Source organism: Streptomyces albospinus, from assembly GCF_014648695.1.
Taxonomy (GTDB): domain Bacteria; phylum Actinomycetota; class Actinomycetes; order Streptomycetales; family Streptomycetaceae; genus Streptomyces; species Streptomyces albospinus.
The window spans coordinates 81,523-101,054 of the sequence record NZ_BMRP01000017.1 but is presented as its reverse complement, the minus strand read 5'-3'; the positions used below and the strand labels follow the sequence as shown (position 1 = coordinate 101,054).

Genomic DNA, 19,532 nt, shown 5'->3' with positions numbered 1-19,532 from the left:
ACGGTGGGGGAGTAGCGGGGTCAGACCCGGAGCACCTGCGGCCCCAGGAGCGAGTAGCGATGCGCCTCCGGGGCGGACAGCCCGGTGTCGGTGACGATCGCGTCGAAGTCGCCGATGTCGGCGAACCGGCAGAAGCTGGTGGCGCCGAACTTGGTGTGCACCCCGACCAGCACCCGCCGCCGCGACGAGCGCACCGCCTGCGCCTTCACGTCGGCGACCGCCGGATCGGGGGTGGTCAGACCGTGCTCGCGGGAGATGCCGTTCGCCCCCAGGAACGCCAGGTCGACCACGAACCCGGCGAGCATGTCCCGGCACCAGGGCCCCACCGTCGCCTGCGTCCCGGCGCGCACCCGCCCGCCGGCCAGCAGCACGGTGGTGGTGTCCGACGCCGCGACCAGTGAGGCGGTGCGCAGCGACGCGGTCAGCACGGTCAGCGGCCGGTCGGTGGGCAGCAGCATCGCCACCAGCTCGGGCGTGTAGCCCTCGTCGACGAACACCGTCTCCGCCTCGCCGACCAGCTGGGCCGCCGCCGCCGCGATCCGCCGCTTCTCGGCGACGTGCTCCGTCTCCCGCCGCGCCAGCGTGGTCTCGAAACCGGCGCTCTCGACCGGATACGCCGCGCCGTGCGTGCGCCGGATCAGCCCGCGGCGCTCCAGCTCGCTCAGATCGCGCCGTACGGTCTCGCGGGCCACCCCGAACTCCGATGCCGCATCGGCGACCTCGACCCGTCCGGTCTGCCGGGCGAGCGCGAGGATGCGGCTCTGGCGTTCCTCGGCCCTCATGGCTCTCTCCTGCCCTGTGTGATCCGCTTGGCGTGCCCGGCCCACCGTGTTCCGTTCGGTCACGGCACTGCCCGTTTCTGCCCGCATGCAGGTTTATAGCAACCGGGCCGGTGCGCGGAGCTGCCCGTAACAGCACCGAACATGCCCGTTTCTGCCCGCCCTCAGACGCTTCTCCACCGGCTTCCGGCCCGGTCCGGTGCCCGTACGGGCCGGTGGCCGGGCCCGGGCCGCGCGCCGGGGCCGGTCCGGGTACGCCGGGGCCGCGCCGGTGGTGCGAGCCACGGTGGCACTTAGGCTGGACGGCATGAGTGCGGAGATGCGGTCGTTGGCGGTCACTGCGATCGTCCAGGAGGAGGAGTGCGCGGTGCTGCGGGTCAGCGGAGAGCTGGACCTCCGCACCGAGCAGGCGTTCCTCGCCGAGGCACGGTCCATCGTCTCGGCCGGCCACCGCTTCCTCGTGCTCGATCTGACCGCGCTGCGCTTCTGCGACTCCCGGGGGCTGAGCTGCCTGCTCGCCCTGGAATGGCTGTGCCGCCGCCTGGAGGGCCGGCTCTTCCTGGCGTCACTGGGCGTACGGATGCTGCGGCTGCTGGTCGGCACCCAGTCCCTCGGCGTCTTCTCCTGCTACCCCACGGTCGGCCATGCGCTGGCCGCCGTCCCCGACGGCAGCCGCCCGTCCTGGCCGCCCGGACCGGAGAGCCCCGCGAGCTGACGGGGCCATGTGGGGGATCGATCACGCCTGTGAGGGAAGGTCCCGTCACGGCCGGTCTGACACCTGAGTGTGACGTTCCCCAGGCCCGGCCCGGCCGGCCCCTCGCCCGGCCCCCTCACGGCGCCGCGCCGGCCCGCAGCGCGTCGATCAGCGCCGCCACCGACGGCCGGTCGCGGGCGGCGGCCCCGACCGCGACCACGATGTGCCGCTCGACCACCTCCCGCAGCGGCAGCGACACGATCCCCTCCGACCGCAGCCGCAGCATCAGCTCGGTCAGCGGTGCGACCCCCAGACCCGCCCCCACCATCGCCAGCGACGTCGCGGTGTCCGTCACCTCGTGCGCCACCCGCGGCTCGAATCCGGCCCGCCGGCAGGCCGTCCGGACGGCCCGCCCGTAGTACGAGCCGGGCGCGGGCAGGATCCAGTCGCAGTCCGCGGCCCCGCCGAGCGGCAGCGGCGTCCCGAAAGCGCCGGACCGCTCCTCCGGAACCGCCAGCGAGAACCGCTCCGAGCGCAGCCGCACCAGCTCCAGCGCGCCGTCCCGGTCCAGCGGCGCGTCCGGATAGTCCAGCCCCAGCGCCAGATCCACCCGCCCGGCGGCGACCTCCGTGTACGCCAGGTCCACGTCCACCTCACGGCTCTCCACCCGCACCCCCGGGTGCCGCGCCGCCAGCCGGCGCAGCGCCGGCGGCAGCAGAACGGCCGCCGCCGTACCGAAGACCCCCAGCCGCAGCCGCCCGGACACCTCGCCGCGGGCCCGCTCCAGGGCCGCCACCGCCTCGGCCTGCGCGCCCAGGATCCGCTCCGCGTGGACGGCGAGGGTCTGCCCGGCGTCCGTCAGCTCCACCCGTCGCCCCGCCCGCCGGACCAGCTCCGTACCGGTGGCCCGCTCCAGCGCGGCGATGTGCTGGGAGACCGCGCCCGGCGTATAGCCCAGGGCGGCAGCCGCCGCGGTCATCGTGCGGCTCCGGGTCAGCTCCCGTAGCGTCCTGAGCTGAACGCCCGGCAATTCCATGGCGGCACCCTACCGATGAGCACCGCGCGCCCCGGCGAAACCCCCGAATGCCCAGACCTCCTCATAGATCACGTCCAGCAACTCTGCATGGACGGGTGACGGCCTTCCCGCCACCATCGGAGCGACCGGCCTCCGGATCGCACCGGTGGCCGCGACGCCCGCACGACCGCGCGGTACGCGACGACGGGAAGACAGGAAGGCGCTCCGCATGGCCCCGAGTACGGCTTCTGGTCCCTCAACCCCCGACCCCCTGCCCGATCCCCTCCCGGAGGCCGCCGATGTCGTGATCATCGGCGGCGGGGTGATCGGTGCCAGCATCGCCTTCCACCTGGCCGAGGCGGGCGCCGGCCGGGTGCTGCTCCTGGAGCGCGAACTGCCCGCGTCCGGTTCGTCCGGCAAGCCGATCGGCGGGGTACGCGCCCAGTTCTCCGACCCGCTCAACATCCGGCTCGGCCTGCGCAGCCTGGACGCCTGGCGGGACTTCACCCGGCGCCCCGGTGCCGATGTCGGCCTGGAGACCGTCGGCTATCTCTTCCTGCTCGGCAGCGAGCGCGAACTCGCCACGTTCACCGAGGGAGTCGAGGTCCAGAACGCCCACGGCGTGCCCAGCCGGATCATCACCCCCCGCGAGGCCCATGAACTCTGCCCCTACCTCGACCCCTCCGGCCTCGTCGCCGCCGCCTTCTCGCCCACCGACGGCTACGCCCTGCCCCGGGCCGCCGTGACCGGCTATCTGCGCGCGGCCCGCCGCCTCGGCGCCACCGTCCGCACCCGCTGCCCGGTCACCGCCATCGACACCGCCGACGGCGCCGTCCGGGCCGTCCGCACCCCGCACGGCACCGTCCGCACCCCCGCGGTGATCTGCTGCGCGGGCGCCTGGTCCGGCGCCGTCGGCGCGATGGCGGGCGTCGACCTCCCCGTCACCCCGCTGCGCCGCCAGATCGCCTTCACCGGCCCGCTGCGCCCGGCGCCGCCCCGGATCCCCTTCACCCTCGACTTCGACTCCACCTTCTACTTCCACAACGACGGCGCCGACGGACTCCTCATCGGCCTCTCCGACCCCGCCCAACAGCCGGGCTACGGAAGGGAGTTCAGCCGAGAATGGCTGACCTCGTGCCGCGCCGCCGCGGCCCGCCGGGCGCCGGAGCTCGCCGGACTGCCCGTCACCGGCGGCTGGGCCGGCCTCTACGAGCTGACCCCCGACCGCAACGCGCTGATCGGCGAGGCCGGCCACCTGGACCGGTTCCTCTACGCCACCGGCTTCTCCGGCCACGGCTTCCTCCAGGCCCCCGCGGTCGGCGAAATCGTCCGCGACCTCTACCTGCGCCGCGAACCCTTCCTCGACGTCGGCCCGCTCGCCGCCACCCGCTTCGGCGCCGGGCACGCCGCCCGCCCCGAGGCCCACATCATCTGAACCGCCCGCACCCGGGAGTCCCGTATGGCCTTGGTCCCCACCTGGCGGCTGCGCGCCGCGTTCGCCCGCCGGCTGTCCGACATGTACGGAACCGAAGTCCCCGCCTACACCACCCTGCTGGAGGTCGCCGGGCAGATCAACGACGAGGTCGCCGGCCGGGACCCGGACGCCGGCCGGCTCGGCAGCATCAGCCGGGTCACCGCCGAGCGGCACGGCGCCATCCGCGTCGGCACCCCCGGCGAACTCCGCCAGGCCGCCCAGGTCTTCGCCGCTCTCGGCATGCACCCGGTCGGCTTCTACGACCTCCGGGACGGCGACATCGGCGCCGTCCCCGTCGTCTCCACCGCCTTCCGCCCCACCGACACCGACGAACTGGACCGCAACCCGTTCCGCGTCTTCACCTCCCTCCTCACCGCCTCCGACCGCCGCTTCTTCGACGCCGACCTGGAATCCCGGCTCACCGCCTTCCTCGCCCGCCGCCGCCTCTTCCCGCCCGAACTCCTCGAACTGGCAGAGCAGGCGGAGAAGGCGGACGGGCTCGACGAGCCCGCCGCCGAACGCTTCCTGACCCTCGCCGTCGACGCGTTCCGGCTCTCCACCGAACCCGTGGACCGCGCCTGGTACGCGGAACTGGAGCGGATCTCCGCCGTCGCCGCCGACATCGGCGGGGTCGCTGCCACCCACGTCAACCACCTCACCCCGCGCGTGCTGGACATCGACGCCCTCTACCGGCGCATGGGGGAGCGCGGCATCACCATGATCGACCGGATCCAGGGGCCCCCGCGCTGGGACGGCCCCGATGTCCTGCTGCGCCAGACCTCCTTCCGCGCGCTGGCCGAACCCCGCGCCTTCCGCGAGCCCGACGGCCGGGTCACCAGCGGCGCGCTGCGGGTCCGCTTCGGCGAGGTCGAGGCCCGCGGCATCGCCCTGACCCGCGCCGGCCGGGCCCGCTACGACGCCCTCACGGCGGAGACCGACCGCCGGATGGCCGAGCACCCCGACGCCGACCGCGGGCAGAGCGCCCGCGCCCTGTGGCAGCGCGACTTCCCCCGCACCGAGCACCAACTGGCCGTGGAACGGCAGGCGTTCTTCACCTACCACCCGGTCCCCGACCGCCCGCGCGACGGCCACCACCCGCCCGCCGACCTCGCCGGACTGCTCACCGGCGGCTGGCTCACCGCCCGCCCCATCGTCTACGAGGACTTCCTGCCCCGCTCCGCCGCCGGCATCTTCCACTCCAACCTCACCGGCGAAGGCACCCGCGACGCCCGGCGCACCGGCACCCGCTACGACGCCCACCGCCTCTCCGCCGCGATCGACCGCCCGGTGCTCGACCCCTTCGCCCTCTACGCGGCCCAACAGGACCGCTCCCTGCGCCAGGCCCTCGGCACCCTGGGCGCCGATGCCGCACTCCGCGCCCTGGACGACGCCCCCGATATGTAGCTGATGACCCGTCAATTCACTATTGATCAAGGAGTTACGCGATGACCCCGGCCACCGCCCACCCCGCCGCCCCGCGCCTGCCCGACACCGCCGCGCTGCGCGCCCGCGCCTCGTCCGCACTGCGCCGCTGCGGCGCCCGGGACCTCGATACGTATGCCGACGCAGCGGCCACCGGCCCCACCCTCCCCGCCCGCACCCCGCTCACCGGCGCCGCCCTCGGCCATCTCCCCGCCACCACCCCCGGCCAGGCCGAGGCGGCGCTCGCCGAGGCGCACCGCACCTTCCTCACCTGGCGCACCGTCCCCGCCCCCGTACGCGGCGCCCTCGTCAAACGGCTCGGCGAACTGCTCACCGCCCACCAGGAGGACCTCGCCGACCTGGTCACCATCGAGGCCGGCAAGATCCGCTCCGAAGCGCTCGGCGAAGTACGCGAGATGATCGACATCTGCGACTTCGCGGTGGGCCTCTCGCGGCAGCTCTACGGCCGTACCATCGCCGGCGAACGCCCCGGCCACCGGCTCTCCGAGACCTGGCACCCGCTCGGCGTCGCCGGGGTGATCTCGGCCTTCAACTTCCCGGTGGCCGTGTGGTCCTGGAACACCGCCGTCGCCCTGGTCTGCGGCGACCCGGTGGTCTGGAAGCCGTCCGAGCTGACACCGCTCACCGCACTCGCCTGCACCGCGCTGCTCGCCCGGGCCGCGGCCGACACCGGCGCACCGGCCGGTGTCCACCATCTCCTGCTCGGCGGCCGGGAATTCGGTGAGATGCTGGCCGACGACCCCCGGGTGGCGCTGGTCAGCGCGACCGGTTCGGTGCGGATGGGCCGGCAGGTCGCCCCGCGGGTGGCCGCGCGGTTCGGCCGCTGCCTGCTGGAGCTCGGCGGCAACAACGCCGCCGTCGTCACCCCCTCCGCCGACCTCGACCTCACCGTGCGCGGCATCGTGTTCGCCGCCGCCGGGACCGCCGGGCAGCGCTGTACGACGCTGCGCCGGCTGATCGTCCACGAGGACGTCGCCGAACCGCTCATCGAGCGGATCGTGCACGCCTACGGCCAACTCCCGCTCGGTGACCCCTTCGACGCGGCGACCCTCGTCGGCCCGCTGGTCGACACCGCCGCCGGGACGGCGATGGCCGAGGCGCTCGCCGCCGCCCAGCGCGACGGCGGCAAGCTGCTCGCCGGCGGCGACCGCTGCCTCGCCGCGGAGGCCCCGGAGGCCGCCTATGTCCGCCCCGCCCTCGTCCGGATGCCGGCCCAGACCGAGATCGTCCGTACCGAGACCTTCGCGCCCATCCTGTACGTCCTGACCTACCGCACCCTCGACGAGGCCATCGCCCTGCACAACGGCGTCCCGCAGGGCCTCTCGTCCAGCATCTTCACCCGCGACCAGCGGGAGGCCGAACGCTTCCTGGCCCCCGACGGCTCCGACTGCGGCATCGCCAACGTCAACATCGGCACCTCGGGCGCGGAGATCGGCGGTGCGTTCGGCGGCGAGAAGGAGACCGGCGGCGGCCGGGAGTCCGGCTCCGACGCCTGGCGCGCCTATATGCGCCGGGCCACCAACACCGTCAACTACTCGGCGGACCTGCCGCTGGCCCAGGGCGTCAACTTCCTTTAGCCCAGAGGGTGTCGGCCGGGCGGACCGAAGCGATCGACCCTCCTTGTGTCAGTGCAGGGCGCGTCCCAGGTCGCGTACCAGGGTCGGTGACGGACGGGGGATCTCCCCGAAGTCCTCGTCGTCGCCCTCCACCACCAGCTGGTTGATGACGCTCTCCAGCGCGGCCGGCAGGGCGGGCGCCAGCCCGCTGTGCCACTGGACGAGGAGGTTGTGCCGGGCGTCGTCCGGCAGCAGCTGCTTCTCGTCGAAGGCGGCCACCGCCCGGCGCTCCTCGTCGGGCGCGTGTGCCGCCTGCTCGCGCCAGTAGGCCGCATCGCGGAACTCGCCGTCGCGGCGGTGGGCGAGGTACAGGCAGTAGGCGGCGGTGCGGCTGCCGGCGCCGGCGCCGAAGTGCCACCAGAAGTGCGCCGCGTCGGTGCGTCCCGTGATGTGCAGCAGGCAGGCGAAGACCAGCGCGCCCTCGGGGTCGATGTGGTGGTCGTCGACCAGCCGCTCCAGACTGGCCGCAGCCGCCGCCGCGTTGACGACCAGCGCACAGGCCAGCTGGAGCTCGTGCGTGGCCTCGTCCCGGGCGCTCGGGTAGCCGCTGGGCGCCCCGAGGTCGGGCCGGACGATCGGCGGCGGCACCGCAGCGGGCGGTACGACCGCCCGCTGATCCGGCTGATCGGGCACGCCCGCGCCGGTGCCCCGGCGGCCGAGGCCGTCGAGTGTGCCCGCCTCGTCGAGATCGCCGAAGTCGGCCAGCCCGTCGATGCCGGCCACCGCGGCGGCGGCACTGAGCAGCGTCTCGACGGTCTCCCGGCGTTCGAGCGGATCGCTGTACCACATGGTCCGTTCCCCCATATCCGTGTCCCTGATCTATCCCTGGTCGATTCCGAGCGCGCCGGCGAGCCTGCGCTTGCCCCGGCTCGCGTACGAGCGCACGGTGACCTCGTCCACCCCGAGCAGCGCGGCGATCTGCGCGTCGCTGTACCCGATGACATGCCGCAGCACGATCACGTCGCACTGCCGCTCCGGCAGCCGCGAGATCGCCGAGTAGAGGCCCAACTGGCTCTCCAGCATGGCGAATTGCTGCTGGCACTCGCGCAGCAGCGCATGTGTGACGACCGCGAACGCGGCGGTCTCGGTCAGTGCGATGGGCTGCTGGTGGTCGTAGAGCCACTCCACCACCCGCTCCTTGAGCACCGCCCAGGCGTACGCCTCCACCGACGCCTGCCGCAGGGCGTGCGGCCACACCCGGCCGAGCTGTTCGTACGCGGCGCGGGTCACCTCGCGGGCCGCGGCCTCGCTGCCGGTGTGCAGATAGGCGTAGGTGGACCACTTCCGGGCGTGGGTCGCCAGGAACGCCTCGAAGGTGATCGATAACGATCCGTCGTCGTCCTGCGGGCCGATGGCTATCTCCACTGTGGCAGCGCGGGCCGGGCTCCATGCCGGCGGATGTCGGTCCCGGTCTCTGCTCACGCACTGTCCTCGTTCCGTTCGCCGTGCACCGCCGCGATGGCGTCGGGGGCGGCGACCGCAGCGGGAGGGTGTCTGCCCTCACCTTCCAATGAACAGGAAACCGAGCCGTTTTGTGGCACCCGAACGCAAATAGTCCTGCGCTCCGTATTCATATGACTACCCATGACGAAGTTTGGTCAGGGAACCGCCCCACGTGACTGACTGTCATTGACCGTGATCCCGGCCCGACCGGAACGGGACGTCGCATGATCGGTCCCCGCCGCATGATCGGACCCGGTCAGGGGCAGTGCTCCCCCCAGCCGGGTACGCGGGGACACCGGCAGCGGGGAGGCGGCACACCATGAGCGAACACGAGCCGGTCGTGGACCTGCAACTGGACCGGGCCCATGCGTCCCGGATCTACGACTACATGCTCGGCGGCAAGACCAACTTCCTCGCCGACCGGATGGCCGCCGGCAGCGTCCTGGGCGTCTTCCCGGCCGCTCTGGTGGCCGCCCGGATCAACCGCGAGTTCATGCACCGCGCCACCCGCCATCTCGCGCGCTCGGGCCTGCGCCAGTTCCTGGACATCGGCACCGGCATCCCCACCCCGCCGAACCTGCACGACATCGCCCAGGGCATCGCCGCGGACTCCCGGGTCGTCTACACCGACAACGACCCCATCGTCCTCGCCCACGCCGCCGCCCTGCTCCTCAGCACGCCCGAGGGCCGCACCGCCTACGTACAGGCCGATGTCACGGAACCCGACAGCATCCTGACCGCACCACAACTTCGCGACACCCTCGACCTGACCAGGCCGGTCGCACTCAGTCTCAACGCCCTGATGCACTTCGTCACCGATGACGGCCGCGACCGCGCGCACGCCATCGTCGAGGCCCTCAAGGCCGCCCTGCCCAGCGGCAGCACCCTGGTGATGACCCATGCCACCGCGGACTTCAGCCCCGGAGCGATGAACAAGATCATCAGGATCTACCGCGACGCGGGCACCACCCTCCAGTTCCGCACCCGCGCCGAATTCCGCCGCTTCTTCGACGGCTGGGAGCTGCTGGACCCCGGCGTCACCCTCTCCCACCAGTGGCGCCCCGACCACCCCGAGGACGCCACCCACGTCACCGACGCCGAGGCCGCCTGCTACGCCGCCGTGGCCCGCAAGCCCTGACCCGGGCGGTGCCCCGGCTCACTCCTTCCGGTAGCCGTACGCCTCCCCGGCCGCCGCCGCGACCGCCGCCAGATCCGCCCCGGCCGAGGCGCTGACCACGGCGGCCACCGCGCCTTCCACGAACGGGGCGTCCACCAGCCGTGCCGCCTCCGGCAGTTCGTCCCCCTCCGCGATCATCGCCTTCACCGTCAGCACGGCGCTGCCGAGGTCCACCAGCAGCGCCACCCCCGCGCCCCGGTCGACCTCCCGTGCCGCCGCGGCGATCAGCTCCGCGCTCGTCCCGAGCCCGCCGTCCGGCGTCCCGCCGGCCGCGGCCACCGGAGCCGTCGCGCCACCTCCGGCCAGCCCCACCGCCAACGCCGCGACGGACGCGGCGACCTCCTTGCTGTGCGACACCAGCACCACCCCGACCATCGGGCCGCCGCTCATCGCGCCACCTCCGCCAGGGCCGCGAACAGCAGGGCCGACGACGTCGCCCCCGGATCCTGATGGCCGATACTGCGTTCCCCCAGGTAGCTCGCGCGCCCCTTCCTGGCCAGGAGCGGAACCGTGGCCAGCGCCCCCTCCTCGGACGCGGTGGCCGCCGCGTCGAACGACGTCTCCAGCGCCTCGATCCCGGGCACCAGCGCGTCCAGCATCGTCTTGTCCCCGGTCGTCGCACCCCCGAGTTCCTCCACGGCCGCCACCCCCGCCGCCAGCCCCGCCCGCAACTGGGCCGCCGTCACCTGCGGCGCCTCGCCCAGACTCTTCCCGGCCCGCCGCAGCAACGTCCCGTACAGCGGCCCGGATGCCCCGCCCACCGTCGAGATCAACTGCCGCCCGGCGGCGACCAGCACCGCACCCGGCGTCGCCGGCGGCTGTGCCGCCACCGTCCTCACCACGGCGGCGAACCCCCGCTGCATATTGCTCCCGTGATCGGCGTCCCCGATAGCCGAGTCCAGCTCGGTGAGCCGCTCGGCCTCCCGGTCGACCAGGCCGGCCGCCGCCGCCATCCACCGCACGAAAAATCCCGCGTCAAGGATCACCTCGGACACGTACCACTCCTTTTCACCGTTCTCACCCGTGAGCACCCACGCCCGCGCCGCACCGGAATCCGCGCAGGTATGCAGGAATACGGCCGCGATGCCCCTCAACACCCCCAGCGCAGCCCCGCCGTGGCCACGGGGGCGTCCCACCACCGCAGCATCTCCCCGTCCACCTGGCACAGCGTCACCGAGCAGCCGGCCATGTCCAGGGACGTCACATAGTTCCCCACCAACGTACGGGCCACCGGCACCTCCCGTTCGTCGAGCACCCGGCGCACCTCCGCCGAGAAGCCGTAGAGCTCCAGCAGCGGGGTGGCCCCCATCCCGTTCACCAGCACCAGCACCGGGAGCCGCGGTTGCAGGTCCTCCAGAATCACGTCCAGCGCGTAGTCCGCGATCTCTCCCGAGGTCATCATCGGCCGCCGCTCCCGCCCCGGCTCGCCGTGGATCCCCACCCCCAACTCCAGCTCACCGGGCGGCAGATCGAACGTCGGGCTGCCCTTCGCCGGCGTCGTACAGGCGCTCAGCGCCACACCGAAGCTCCGCGACGACTCCACCACCCGGCGGGCCACCGCCTCCACCCGCTCCAGCGGCAACCCGTCCTCCGCCGCCGCTCCCGCGATCTTCTCGACGAAGAGGGTCGCCCCGGTGCCGCGCCGCCCCGCGGTGAAGGTCGAGTCGGAGACCGCGACGTCGTCATCGACCAGCACACTGGCGACCTGGATCCCCTCGTCCTGGGCCAGTTCGACCGCCATCCGGAAGTTCAGCACGTCCCCGGTGTAGTTCTTCACCACGAACAGCACCCCGCGCCCGCTGTCCACCGCCGCCGCGGCCCGCACCACCTGATCCGGCACCGGCGAGGTGAACACCTCCCCGGGGCACGCCCCGTCCAGCATCCCCGGCCCGACGAACCCGCCGTGCAGCGGCTCGTGCCCACTGCCCCCGCCGGACACCAGCGCCACCTTCCCCACCACCGGTGCGTCCCGCCGGACGATCACCCGCTGCTCCACGTCCACCACCAGCTCGGGGTGGGCCGCGGCCATCCCGCGCAGGGCGTCCGTCACCACGGTCTCGGCGACATTGATCAGCATCTTCACGGGTACCTCCTGGTGAGAGTAGCAGCCTGGCCTCTGAGCAGTGTTTCCGCTGGTCACGGCACTTATGCCCGGCTCTGGATCTTGGCGGTCCATGTCGGTGTCGAGCGGCCCTTGGCGGGGCTGATGCTGACTCGATGCCGACTTCCCTGACGAACCGTCAATCGCCAATCGAAGTCATGCGTCACCCACTCTCGGAGCCGTCCGGCCTCAGTATCGACCCCGTGGCGATCGAGGTCACGGAAATGCGCGGAAGCACTCGGCGACTACGTCGGCGGGCCGACGCCGCAGCCCTCGTCCGCGTGATCAACAAGCTGACCATGGAGAACGTGCGACTTCGCAGGCAGCTCACCGCCCCGAACCCCGTCATCCACGTCCTGCGAGACCACCCCCGCGCCGGGCTGCGCGGTCCGCGAGCTGGCCGCCGCGCTCGTCCATGGCGCGCGGTACCAAGGGCCGCATCCGCGCAGACAGCGGCCTCGCACTAGCCGGGGGCGTTGGGCGCGGCGCCCGGCCGCCGCGCTGGCCCTGGTCGCGGAACAGGCCCGCGCCTACGCCTCCGAGGAAGCCGCTCGGTGCCGCCGGGCGGGAGTGCTTCGCTATGCGGTCCGCTGCCGGGCAGCCCCTCGCCGAAGGAACTGTGAGGGGCTTTCCGGTATGAACGGACGACATGCGCACGGCGCGGTGCCGCGGGTTTGACGAGGGTTCAAGGGATGCACTGAGCGAGTGCTCCGGTCAGGGCTGCCGCGAGGGTGAGGACTGCGGCGAAGTATTCCCCCGCAGTCCCCGGGCTGGAGTGGTCGCAGAACCAGGCGTGGTGCGAGACATCCAGTCATGGGCCTTCCAACAGGCCCATGAGAAAAGCCTCGCCCCGGTCACCACCTCGTGCGCGACCGCCGTCAACTGGTACAAGAGCCAGGGCAGGTTCTCGTACTACCTCGCGATCGGGGCGCTGGCGTTCTTCGGCCCCGGCGGCGGCGAGCAGGTCGGACTCGTCTACAAGTACGACGACGACAACGCGTACACGATCCAAGGGAATACCAACGGCAACGGTTCGACCGAAGGCAACCCCGTGGACGATTTGGGGTTGGTGCAGGACGTGCTGGAGAAGGTCATCCCGCGACCAGGTAGCGGATCGCGTCCAGCATCTGGCGGTGGCAGTAGCCTTCCGGCTGCCCGCCTCTGCCCTGGAGCCAGGCCGGCACCGGCAACAACGGCCGGATGGCCGCCCACTTCGCATCCGTCATGTCCGACGGATACCGGCGCACCCGATCGGGTCGACCGGCCGCGTTGCCGTGCACGTGGGCGAGGCAATCGCACGACACATCGGGCGAGTTGAAGTCAACGGGCTCGGGCGCCTACAACAACGACAACAGGGTCTCCGGGAACCGCTCGGAATGGGATCGCACCCCCGAGCTACCAGGAGGCCCTTCATGCGCGTACCGCCGGAAGATCACCCGACCAGGACCTCCGTTCGACTTGCACGGTCCAAGATCGGTTGAGATACGACTTCTGGTGCATCGACGCCTTGGCATGCAATCCGCTCCATCTACGGGCGCAGCTGACAATTACCCCAAGCAGCGATCAATTCCTCTTGAGTGCCAATACCATTCCTCGACGTCAACTTCAACCTGCGTTATTCAAGTTGACTGGTTATGATCGGCGCCCGCTCGGGAATGACCGACTCCGCTTTATGAGGACTGATGACCCCTACAGCATCCGAAGGCCCAGGTGAGCCGGTGCCACGGCGTCGACGGCGTGTGGTTCGCCTGCGTACCTTGCTCGTCTGGCTGGCGGTGGTGCCCACCGTGGCCATGGGCGTCCAAGTCCTCGTCACCTCGAATCAGTTGCTGCAGGAGTCGCAGCAACTGCGCCAGGCCGCGGTGGCCGGCCGCCAGACAGGCATACCGCTGTACCAGCTCGTGATCAAATTGCAGTCCGAGCGCGCGATCACCGCCGCGTGGTGGTCGGGCACGCCCGTAGCCGCGGCCGACCTGCGCAGCCACCGAGCGAACACCGACCGGGCCGTGGCCGCGTTCCTGAAGTCGTCGGACCCCGGTCAGGTTCATTCGGACGTCGCGAAGCACCACCTCCAGGAAGCCACGCGGCGTCTCAAGGACTTGGGCACCCAACGCGAGCGCGCCGACACACGCCACGGCAGCCTGGCTGACACCCTCGACTACTACACCGGCGTGATCAACGAGACGATCCGCAGCTACGCGGACTCCAGCTCCGTGGACGACGGTGGGCTGACGCAGGAGAGAACGTCGTTGGTCTCCCTGTTCTCGGCATCGGAGGTGGTGTCGCGCGAGGATGCGATCCTCTCGCTGGCAGACACCTCCGGGAAACTGACGTCCGCCAGGTTCGGTGATTTCATCGAAGCCGCCGGCTCCGGCAACTACTTGTACGACACGATCGTGCTCGATCTGCCGGATGAGGGCCGGCAGGCCCTCCGGCGGATCCTGGCCTCGAACGCCTGGAAGACCAAGTCCCGCATCGAGCAGGCGGTCATCTCCGAGCACCGGGACACTCCATCCGGCGTCGTACTGCCGCCTGACGTCCACGACTGGGATGCGACCGAGGACGCCTTTTCGGCCCAGTTGAACGCCTTCAACGAGAGCAGACTGCACGAGCTGCTTGCACACGCCGACGACCGGGCAGCGCAGTTGGAGAGTCAGATCGCGCTGCTGGTGGCGGCAAGTGGTGCCGCCCTCCTGCTGGTCGTCGCCGTCGTGGTCTTCACCACGCGCTCCGTCCTGCGCCGTTTGCGGGATCTCCACGACCGCACGGTGACGGTCGCCGAAGAGACCCTGCCGGACATCGTGGACCGCCTGCAGCGCGGACAGGCAGTCGGCGCCGACGCGCTGCCGCACCCGGAGGGCAAGCAGGACGAGGTCGGACGGATCAGCGACGCCTTCGCCCGGGTCGTCGCCGTGTCCCTCGAGGGGCACCGCAAGCTCGCCGACGAGCGACAGGGCTTCAGCATGTTCGCCTCCGGTATCGCCTCACGGACCGGGAACCTGGTCAGCCGGCAGCTCGCCCTCACCGAGCACCTTCAGGACACCTTCGGCCACGACGAGCCACTCCTCGCCGACCTCATGAGGTCCGATCAGCTCACGGTGGGCATGCGGAGACAGATCGAGAACCTGCTCATCCTGGCGGGCGGCGAGATCCCCGACCCGCACACCGAGCCCATGCGCATCGCCGACCTGCTCCGGGAGGCTGCCGCTGAAGTCGAGGACTTCCGGCGCATCGACCGTCACGCCATGGACGAGACCAGTGTCGAACCCAGCGTGATCAGCCAGCTCAGCCACCTGCTGGCAGAACTGCTGGACAACGCCACGCGCTTCTCCCCGCCGACGACGAAGGTCTCCATCCGGTCCGAACTCGTGGGCGACGGCCTCTGCATCGAGATCGAGGACCGTGGCCCGCGGGTGACCGCTGAGAGGTACGAGGAGATGAACGGCCGCCTGCACTCGGCCCCGCCGTACTCCGTACTGGCCGAGAACGCGCACCGGCTCGGCCTCTTCGTGGTCGGCCACCTCGCCGACCAGCTCGGAGCGAAGGTCACGCTGCGCCGGTCGGCGTTCGGCGGAACATCCGCTGTGGTGATCGTCCCAGGTGAGCACCTCGCGGAGACCCAGGAGCGCACTGCGGTGCCCGAGCCGACGAAGCGGCCCGCGCCCGTACCGCAGTCCGCCGGGGGACACCAGCCCGAGCTCGTCCCACAGGAGCGGTCCGACGATCCGGCGGACGACCCCGCTCCCACCGCGTCGGGACTGCCGCGCCGACAGCGGGGAGAACTGGTTCGGCCGGCCCGGACCACGGCGCCGGGGACATCGCCCCGGTCCGGCTCCGGGGGCGTCCCCGCCCGGCCGGCCCTCCCCGAGCGCGTCCCGCAGACCCACATGGCCCAGCAGCTCCACGAGTCGCGTGCGGCCGAACCGGTCGGTCAGGACGCCGCCACGCCCGAAGAGGTGGCCGACGCCTGGGCGGACTACGAAGACGGCACCAGGAAAGTGGAACTCGAGCTCCGACAGGACCAGCCATGACGACGACACAGAACGACGCGATCTACAGCATCCTGGACAACAACCTGAGCAGGATCGCCGGGATCCAGGGAGCCGTACTGCTCTCCAACGACGGGATCAAGCTCAGCGCCTACCTGCTCGAACAGGACCAGGCCGAGCGGGTGGCCGCGGCAGCCTCCGGTATCGCGTCCACCATGAAAGCCATCTCGCGAGAGATCGACGGCGGCGGGGTGATCCGCCAACTCGTCGAGATGGACGACCGATACCTGTGCATCGTCGGGTGCGGCTCGGGCAGCACGCTGATCGTGGTGGCCTCCCGCAAGGCACGGCTCGGGGAACTGGGCGGCGAGACGGTCCGCGCCGCGCAGGCGCTCGGCGAGTGGCTGGGCACCCCGGAACGCACACAGGCGTCCACGTCGTAATGGCAGCCGATCCCCAGCCCGGACGGCGCCGCCGGACGCGGCTGTACGCCCTCACCGATGGGCGTATGGCGGCATCCCGCCATGACCTGACGATGGACACGATGATCACAGCGACTGCTGACGCCGACGGTCACGGCAGCCTGCCCACAGAGTGGCAAGAAATCCTCGCCATGTGCCCGGCACCGAACGGACGGGCGGTCGCCGAGATCGCCGCCCGGATGCAGATGCGCCTGACCCCCATGGTGGTCCTGCTCGGCGAACTGCTGGACCGCGGTCTGATCCGCCACCGGCCGCCGCTGGACGCCTCCGAGACCTCCAATGTCCACCTGCTCGTGAAAATCAGGGACAACCTTGCCCGACTATGACACCACCGCACCGGAAGCGTCCCCCGTCAAGGTCCTCATCGCCGGGGGCTTCGGCGTCGGCAAGACGACCCTGGTCGAAGCGATATCCGAGATCGATCCGCTGCGCACCGAAGAGCGGCTGACGGCCGCGGGCGTCGGAGTCGACGACCTCGACGGCATCGAGAGCAAGACTGCGACCACGGTCGCGATGGACTTCGGCCGTATCACCCTCACCGACGCCGGAGTGGTCCTGTATCTCTTCGGTACACCGGGACAGGAGCGCTTCTGGTTCATGTGGGACGACTTGCTGCATGGGGCACTCGGGGCGATCGTCCTGGTCGACACCCGGCGACTGGACCGCAGCTTCCCCGCCATCGACTTCTTCGAGAACCGCGGACTGCCGTTCATCATCGGCGCGAACTGCTTCCACGGCGAACAGCCGTACACCGCCGAGGAGATCAAAGCGGCCCTGCACCTGCGGGACCCGAACACCCCCGTCCTCCTGCTCGACGCCCGCTCCCGGGAGGACGTCCGCAGCGCCCTGCTCTCGCTGCTGGAGCTGCTCATCGCCAAGGTGCAGGTCCCTGCGCCCGTCTGACCGTGGACGGCCGGAGACCGTCGGCAGGCAGCCGGAGGACGGGTGGACCGTCTCAGCCGACTACGGTTGGGCGGTCGGCCCGCCAAGGGCGCTGAGTACCCGCTGCTCCCCGAGCCTTTCCAGCAGCGCCGGCAACGCGGTCCCGATCGGCTCGCGGATGATTCGTCCGCCAGTGTGTCGTACGGCGTCGGCCATGCCTTGACGATCAGCAGTCGTGCCCGTTCCCGGCGGCGATCCCGGCGTTCCGCCAACCACATGGCGGGGTCGCCCGGGAAACACGACGCATCGAGCGAGCGGAGGCACCCATGGCCCGGATCTGGGCGGGAACGGGCATCGGCAAGACCCCACCATCACTGCGTTGTCCTGGACGGTGACGGCACTGTCGCGCCAGGTGTTGAACGACGCGCCGGAGCTGCTGGCCCTGCTTGCCGACGTGCTGACCCTGGACGAGGACGTGCTCCGGGCCGATCGACGTCGCCGACGGCATGGCCGCCCTGTGGGTCATCCGACCCAATGAGGCCGGTTGCCACGACAGTTTGTTGGGGCAACCGGCCTTGTTGTTTTTCTTGATCACGGAACGGCCTCTTGCGGCTAACAGGGGCCCGTTGGTGTTCCCGCTGGTCAGGTGAGGGCAGGGGGCCGGTAGGTATCCGCCTGGCGTCCAGCGGCAGAGGTCTTGGCGCTTGGCATGGTTGGTGGGGCAGCGCTTGGCGGGCTGGTGGTGGGTTGGGAAGGCGTCAAGCCAGCTGGTGGCCCTTCAGTAGGAACCCGAGGGTGCGTTGCCCTGATTTGGACCTCGTCCCGCGGGTTCATGGTGGAACGAAGACGCCCGGACAGAGAACGAAAAGCCGTGCGCAAAGGCTATTTCCACGCTTGACAGGCCCGGCCCTCACGGGCGGGAGTTCGCTGTCGAGCACCGGGAGGGCGTGAACTCCGGACAGTCCGAAATCACCTTCATTGCGGTCGAGTTGGCCACAATCTTGTGCGTAGTGGAGGAGTTGCGGATGGCTGATGGGCCAGTGGCGCGGGTGTCGCCCCGGGGGTGTTGCCCGGGCAAAATGCTGCCTGTTGCAGGTATGCGAAGGGGTGGTCGTGGCCGCGGATGCTGAACTGGCGATTCTTCCAGGGACGGGCAGGTTCGACCCGGAAGAGGAGCGGTGGCGCGACCAAGTCGCGGCGTTATATGCCGCGCTGCGTGAGGAGGCTGGGACGGTCCTCTTGCGCGGCGCGCCCGAGCCGGGCCGTAAGGGCGACATCGACACTGTGGTGCTGGCGTTGGGCTCCTCCGGGGCGTTGACCGCCGCCGTGACGTGTTTTCGGGCCTGGCTGGCCCGGGACAAGACCAGGACACTGACCGTGACCTGGGCCGACGAAGCCGGGGACCAGCGGACGATCCAGGTCAGCGGCGACAATATCGACCAGGCATCCTTCCAGGCTCTGACCGAAGGTGTGCCCAGCCGCCTGGGAGAAGGCGGCTGATGGGGGAGGGGAGACGCTACCGGGGGCTGCTGATCGGCAACGCGACCTTCCCTCTCGACCCGCACGCCCTCCCTGATCTGAACGGACCCGGCGTCGACATCGAACAGCTCAAGCAGGTGCTGACGGACGAGCGGGTCGGACTGTTCCGCACCGACGATCTCCGCAAGCTGCCCGACCACGGCATCCAGAACATCAGAGGGCAAATCGACGGACTCTTCACCACGGCCACCCGCGAGGACGTACTGCTGCTGTACTGCCGAAAAGTCCGAGGCGCTGGGACCCTGGTCAGGCCCCTTAGGCTTGTCGTTCGAGGTCCGGCTGTCGAACGCGCCTCACACGCCCGACCGTCGCCAGCGAAGAACGGCGGTCAGCGTTGGTAGGTGCCCACCAGCGTGCCACTCGCCAGCGCCTGGCCCTTCACGGCATGATGCACTGCATCGGCTGTCGGCCGGCCGTGCAGGGAAAGTGGCCCCGACACGGCCCACAGGCGGAAGAAGTAGCGGTGCACACCATGCCCCGGCGGAGGCATCGGACCAGCCCAGCCCACCCGGCCGAATCCGTTGGGCCACTCCTGGCCACCACGAGGGATCTCCCCCTCCGCCGCACCGGAACTCTCCGGATCGATGCCGGTGACCAGCCAGTGCAGAAACGCCCCGCCCGGGGCGTCAGGGTCCTCGCAGAGCAGGACCAACTCCGCCGTACCGTCCGGTGCCGCGGCCCACGTCAGCGGTGGCGAGACGTCGTCCCCCTCCCCGCTGTGGCGTCGAGGGATCGCCGCATGGTCGTCGAACGCCACGCTTCTGAGCTCAATTCCAGTCATGCGCGCGGCTCTACCCGGAACAGCCCGGTCGGCACCGATCGAAGCGGGCAAAAAACCCGATCGGCCGAGCACCCCGGCCACCGCGCCGGGAACCTCGTAAGGCGGACCTGATCGGAG

The 19,532-nt window shown here is 71.2% G+C and carries 21 protein-coding genes; 12 read left to right on the top strand and 9 right to left on the bottom strand.

Going from position 1 to position 19,532, the window contains the following annotated elements:
- Positions 1 to 20: 20 nt before the first annotated feature.
- The gene (locus IEZ17_RS23030) at positions 21 to 782 is read right to left on the bottom strand and encodes a DeoR/GlpR family DNA-binding transcription regulator (protein WP_189303122.1); all 762 of its coding nucleotides are present in this window, start codon (positions 780 to 782) and stop codon (positions 21 to 23) included.
- A gap of 304 nt (positions 783 to 1,086) precedes the next feature.
- On the opposite strand from IEZ17_RS23030, the gene IEZ17_RS23025 reads away from it, so the two are divergent.
- Positions 1,087 to 1,494 (top strand): STAS domain-containing protein, encoded by a 408-nt coding sequence (locus tag IEZ17_RS23025; protein WP_229852539.1) that lies wholly within the window; start codon positions 1,087 to 1,089, stop codon positions 1,492 to 1,494.
- 115 nt (positions 1,495 to 1,609) lie between these two features.
- Here the strand turns inward: IEZ17_RS23025 and IEZ17_RS23020 are convergent, their stop codons facing one another.
- Positions 1,610 to 2,509, bottom strand: coding sequence for a LysR family transcriptional regulator (locus tag IEZ17_RS23020; protein WP_189303120.1), 900 nt, complete (start codon positions 2,507 to 2,509; stop codon positions 1,610 to 1,612).
- Between the two features lie 208 nt (positions 2,510 to 2,717).
- On the opposite strand from IEZ17_RS23020, the gene IEZ17_RS23015 reads away from it, so the two are divergent.
- The 3 genes from IEZ17_RS23015 to amaB are packed head-to-tail and all read left to right on the top strand — an operon-like array spanning position 2,718 to position 6,982.
- Positions 2,718 to 3,923, top strand: coding sequence for an NAD(P)/FAD-dependent oxidoreductase (locus IEZ17_RS23015; protein ID WP_189303118.1), 1,206 nt, complete (start codon positions 2,718 to 2,720; stop codon positions 3,921 to 3,923).
- A gap of 24 nt (positions 3,924 to 3,947) precedes the next feature.
- Positions 3,948 to 5,366, top strand: coding sequence for a 2-oxoadipate dioxygenase/decarboxylase (gene hglS / locus IEZ17_RS23010; protein ID WP_373299899.1), 1,419 nt, complete (start codon positions 3,948 to 3,950; stop codon positions 5,364 to 5,366).
- Between the two features lie 41 nt (positions 5,367 to 5,407).
- Positions 5,408 to 6,982 carry an L-piperidine-6-carboxylate dehydrogenase gene (gene amaB, locus IEZ17_RS23005; RefSeq protein ID WP_189303116.1) on the top strand — a complete coding sequence of 525 codons (1,575 nt, stop codon included), beginning with the start codon at positions 5,408 to 5,410 and terminating at the stop codon, positions 6,980 to 6,982.
- A gap of 48 nt (positions 6,983 to 7,030) precedes the next feature.
- Here the strand turns inward: amaB and IEZ17_RS23000 are convergent, their stop codons facing one another.
- Positions 7,031 to 7,825, bottom strand: a complete 795-nt coding sequence (locus tag IEZ17_RS23000) for a hypothetical protein (protein ID WP_229852538.1) — start codon at positions 7,823 to 7,825, stop codon at positions 7,031 to 7,033.
- Between the two features lie 15 nt (positions 7,826 to 7,840).
- A complete protein-coding gene (locus IEZ17_RS22995) occupies positions 7,841 to 8,443 on the bottom strand; it encodes an RNA polymerase sigma factor (RefSeq protein WP_189303114.1) in 603 nt (200 codons plus the stop codon).
- Positions 8,444 to 8,783: 340 nt separating this feature from the next.
- Here IEZ17_RS22995 and IEZ17_RS22990 point away from each other — a divergent pair, with 340 nt between their 5' ends.
- Entirely contained in the window at positions 8,784 to 9,602 is an 819-nt protein-coding gene (locus IEZ17_RS22990; protein ID WP_189303113.1) for an SAM-dependent methyltransferase, read from the top strand.
- 18 nt (positions 9,603 to 9,620) lie between these two features.
- Here IEZ17_RS22990 and IEZ17_RS22985 read toward each other — a convergent pair whose 3' ends face one another.
- The 4 genes from IEZ17_RS22985 to IEZ17_RS22970 form a co-directional block, all read right to left on the bottom strand.
- Complete coding sequence (locus tag IEZ17_RS22985) at positions 9,621 to 10,031, bottom strand: PTS-dependent dihydroxyacetone kinase phosphotransferase subunit DhaM (RefSeq protein ID WP_189303111.1); 411 nt, start codon at positions 10,029 to 10,031, stop codon at positions 9,621 to 9,623.
- On the bottom strand, positions 10,028 to 10,624 hold the full coding sequence (dhaL, locus tag IEZ17_RS22980) for a dihydroxyacetone kinase subunit DhaL (protein ID WP_229852549.1): 597 nt from the start codon (positions 10,622 to 10,624) through the stop codon (positions 10,028 to 10,030). Before dhaL ends, IEZ17_RS22985 begins: the two co-directional genes overlap by 4 nt.
- A 107-nt stretch (positions 10,625 to 10,731) precedes the next feature.
- Entirely contained in the window at positions 10,732 to 11,724 is a 993-nt protein-coding gene (gene dhaK / locus IEZ17_RS22975) for a dihydroxyacetone kinase subunit DhaK (protein ID WP_189303109.1), read from the bottom strand.
- A gap of 1,109 nt (positions 11,725 to 12,833) precedes the next feature.
- On the bottom strand, positions 12,834 to 12,968 hold the full coding sequence (locus IEZ17_RS22970) for a transposase (protein WP_373299898.1): 135 nt from the start codon (positions 12,966 to 12,968) through the stop codon (positions 12,834 to 12,836).
- 531 nt (positions 12,969 to 13,499) lie between these two features.
- On the opposite strand from IEZ17_RS22970, the gene IEZ17_RS22965 reads away from it, so the two are divergent.
- The 7 genes from IEZ17_RS22965 to IEZ17_RS22935 all read left to right on the top strand — a co-directional run bounded on the left by IEZ17_RS22965 (position 13,500) and on the right by IEZ17_RS22935 (position 18,975).
- On the top strand, positions 13,500 to 15,773 hold the full coding sequence (locus tag IEZ17_RS22965) for a sensor histidine kinase (protein ID WP_229852536.1): 2,274 nt from the start codon (positions 13,500 to 13,502) through the stop codon (positions 15,771 to 15,773).
- Positions 15,770 to 16,174 carry a roadblock/LC7 domain-containing protein gene (locus IEZ17_RS22960; RefSeq protein WP_189303103.1) on the top strand — a complete coding sequence of 135 codons (405 nt, stop codon included), beginning with the start codon at positions 15,770 to 15,772 and terminating at the stop codon, positions 16,172 to 16,174. The genes IEZ17_RS22965 and IEZ17_RS22960 overlap by 4 nt, the downstream gene beginning before the upstream one ends.
- Positions 16,174 to 16,539 (top strand): DUF742 domain-containing protein, encoded by a 366-nt coding sequence (locus IEZ17_RS22955; RefSeq protein WP_189303101.1) that lies wholly within the window; start codon positions 16,174 to 16,176, stop codon positions 16,537 to 16,539. The genes IEZ17_RS22960 and IEZ17_RS22955 overlap by 1 nt, the downstream gene beginning before the upstream one ends.
- Positions 16,526 to 17,116 carry a GTP-binding protein gene (locus IEZ17_RS22950; protein WP_189303099.1) on the top strand — a complete coding sequence of 197 codons (591 nt, stop codon included), beginning with the start codon at positions 16,526 to 16,528 and terminating at the stop codon, positions 17,114 to 17,116. Before IEZ17_RS22955 ends, IEZ17_RS22950 begins: the two co-directional genes overlap by 14 nt.
- Before the next feature lie 358 nt (positions 17,117 to 17,474).
- Positions 17,475 to 17,633 carry a hypothetical protein gene (locus IEZ17_RS22945; protein WP_229852533.1) on the top strand — a complete coding sequence of 53 codons (159 nt, stop codon included), beginning with the start codon at positions 17,475 to 17,477 and terminating at the stop codon, positions 17,631 to 17,633.
- 575 nt (positions 17,634 to 18,208) lie between these two features.
- Positions 18,209 to 18,595 (top strand): effector-associated constant component EACC1, encoded by a 387-nt coding sequence (locus tag IEZ17_RS22940; protein ID WP_189303097.1) that lies wholly within the window; start codon positions 18,209 to 18,211, stop codon positions 18,593 to 18,595.
- A complete protein-coding gene (locus IEZ17_RS22935; protein ID WP_189303095.1) occupies positions 18,595 to 18,975 on the top strand; it encodes a hypothetical protein in 381 nt (126 codons plus the stop codon). The genes IEZ17_RS22940 and IEZ17_RS22935 overlap by 1 nt, the downstream gene beginning before the upstream one ends.
- Here IEZ17_RS22935 and IEZ17_RS22930 read toward each other — a convergent pair.
- Positions 18,963 to 19,415, bottom strand: coding sequence for a YbhB/YbcL family Raf kinase inhibitor-like protein (locus IEZ17_RS22930; protein ID WP_189303094.1), 453 nt, complete (start codon positions 19,413 to 19,415; stop codon positions 18,963 to 18,965). The genes IEZ17_RS22935 and IEZ17_RS22930 overlap by 13 nt on opposite strands.
- Positions 19,416 to 19,532 lie beyond the last annotated feature (117 nt).

Coding starts and splice junctions, on each gene's coding strand:
- hglS (WP_373299899.1), top strand. CDS start 3,948: ATGGCCTTGGTCCCCACCTGGCGGCTGCGCGCCGCGTTCGCCCGCCGG.
- IEZ17_RS23030 (WP_189303122.1), bottom strand. CDS start 782: ATGAGGGCCGAGGAACGCCAGAGCCGCATCCTCGCGCTCGCCCGGCAG.
- IEZ17_RS22970 (WP_373299898.1), bottom strand. CDS start 12,968: ATGACGGATGCGAAGTGGGCGGCCATCCGGCCGTTGTTGCCGGTGCCG.
- IEZ17_RS22935 (WP_189303095.1), top strand. CDS start 18,595: ATGGGGGAGGGGAGACGCTACCGGGGGCTGCTGATCGGCAACGCGACC.
- IEZ17_RS23020 (WP_189303120.1), bottom strand. CDS start 2,509: ATGGAATTGCCGGGCGTTCAGCTCAGGACGCTACGGGAGCTGACCCGG.
- amaB (WP_189303116.1), top strand. CDS start 5,408: ATGACCCCGGCCACCGCCCACCCCGCCGCCCCGCGCCTGCCCGACACC.
- IEZ17_RS22985 (WP_189303111.1), bottom strand. CDS start 10,031: ATGAGCGGCGGCCCGATGGTCGGGGTGGTGCTGGTGTCGCACAGCAAG.
- IEZ17_RS22930 (WP_189303094.1), bottom strand. CDS start 19,415: ATGACTGGAATTGAGCTCAGAAGCGTGGCGTTCGACGACCATGCGGCG.
- IEZ17_RS23000 (WP_229852538.1), bottom strand. CDS start 7,825: ATGGGGGAACGGACCATGTGGTACAGCGATCCGCTCGAACGCCGGGAG.
- IEZ17_RS23025 (WP_229852539.1), top strand. CDS start 1,087: ATGAGTGCGGAGATGCGGTCGTTGGCGGTCACTGCGATCGTCCAGGAG.
- IEZ17_RS23015 (WP_189303118.1), top strand. CDS start 2,718: ATGGCCCCGAGTACGGCTTCTGGTCCCTCAACCCCCGACCCCCTGCCC.
- IEZ17_RS22990 (WP_189303113.1), top strand. CDS start 8,784: ATGAGCGAACACGAGCCGGTCGTGGACCTGCAACTGGACCGGGCCCAT.
- IEZ17_RS22960 (WP_189303103.1), top strand. CDS start 15,770: ATGACGACGACACAGAACGACGCGATCTACAGCATCCTGGACAACAAC.
- IEZ17_RS22955 (WP_189303101.1), top strand. CDS start 16,174: ATGGCAGCCGATCCCCAGCCCGGACGGCGCCGCCGGACGCGGCTGTAC.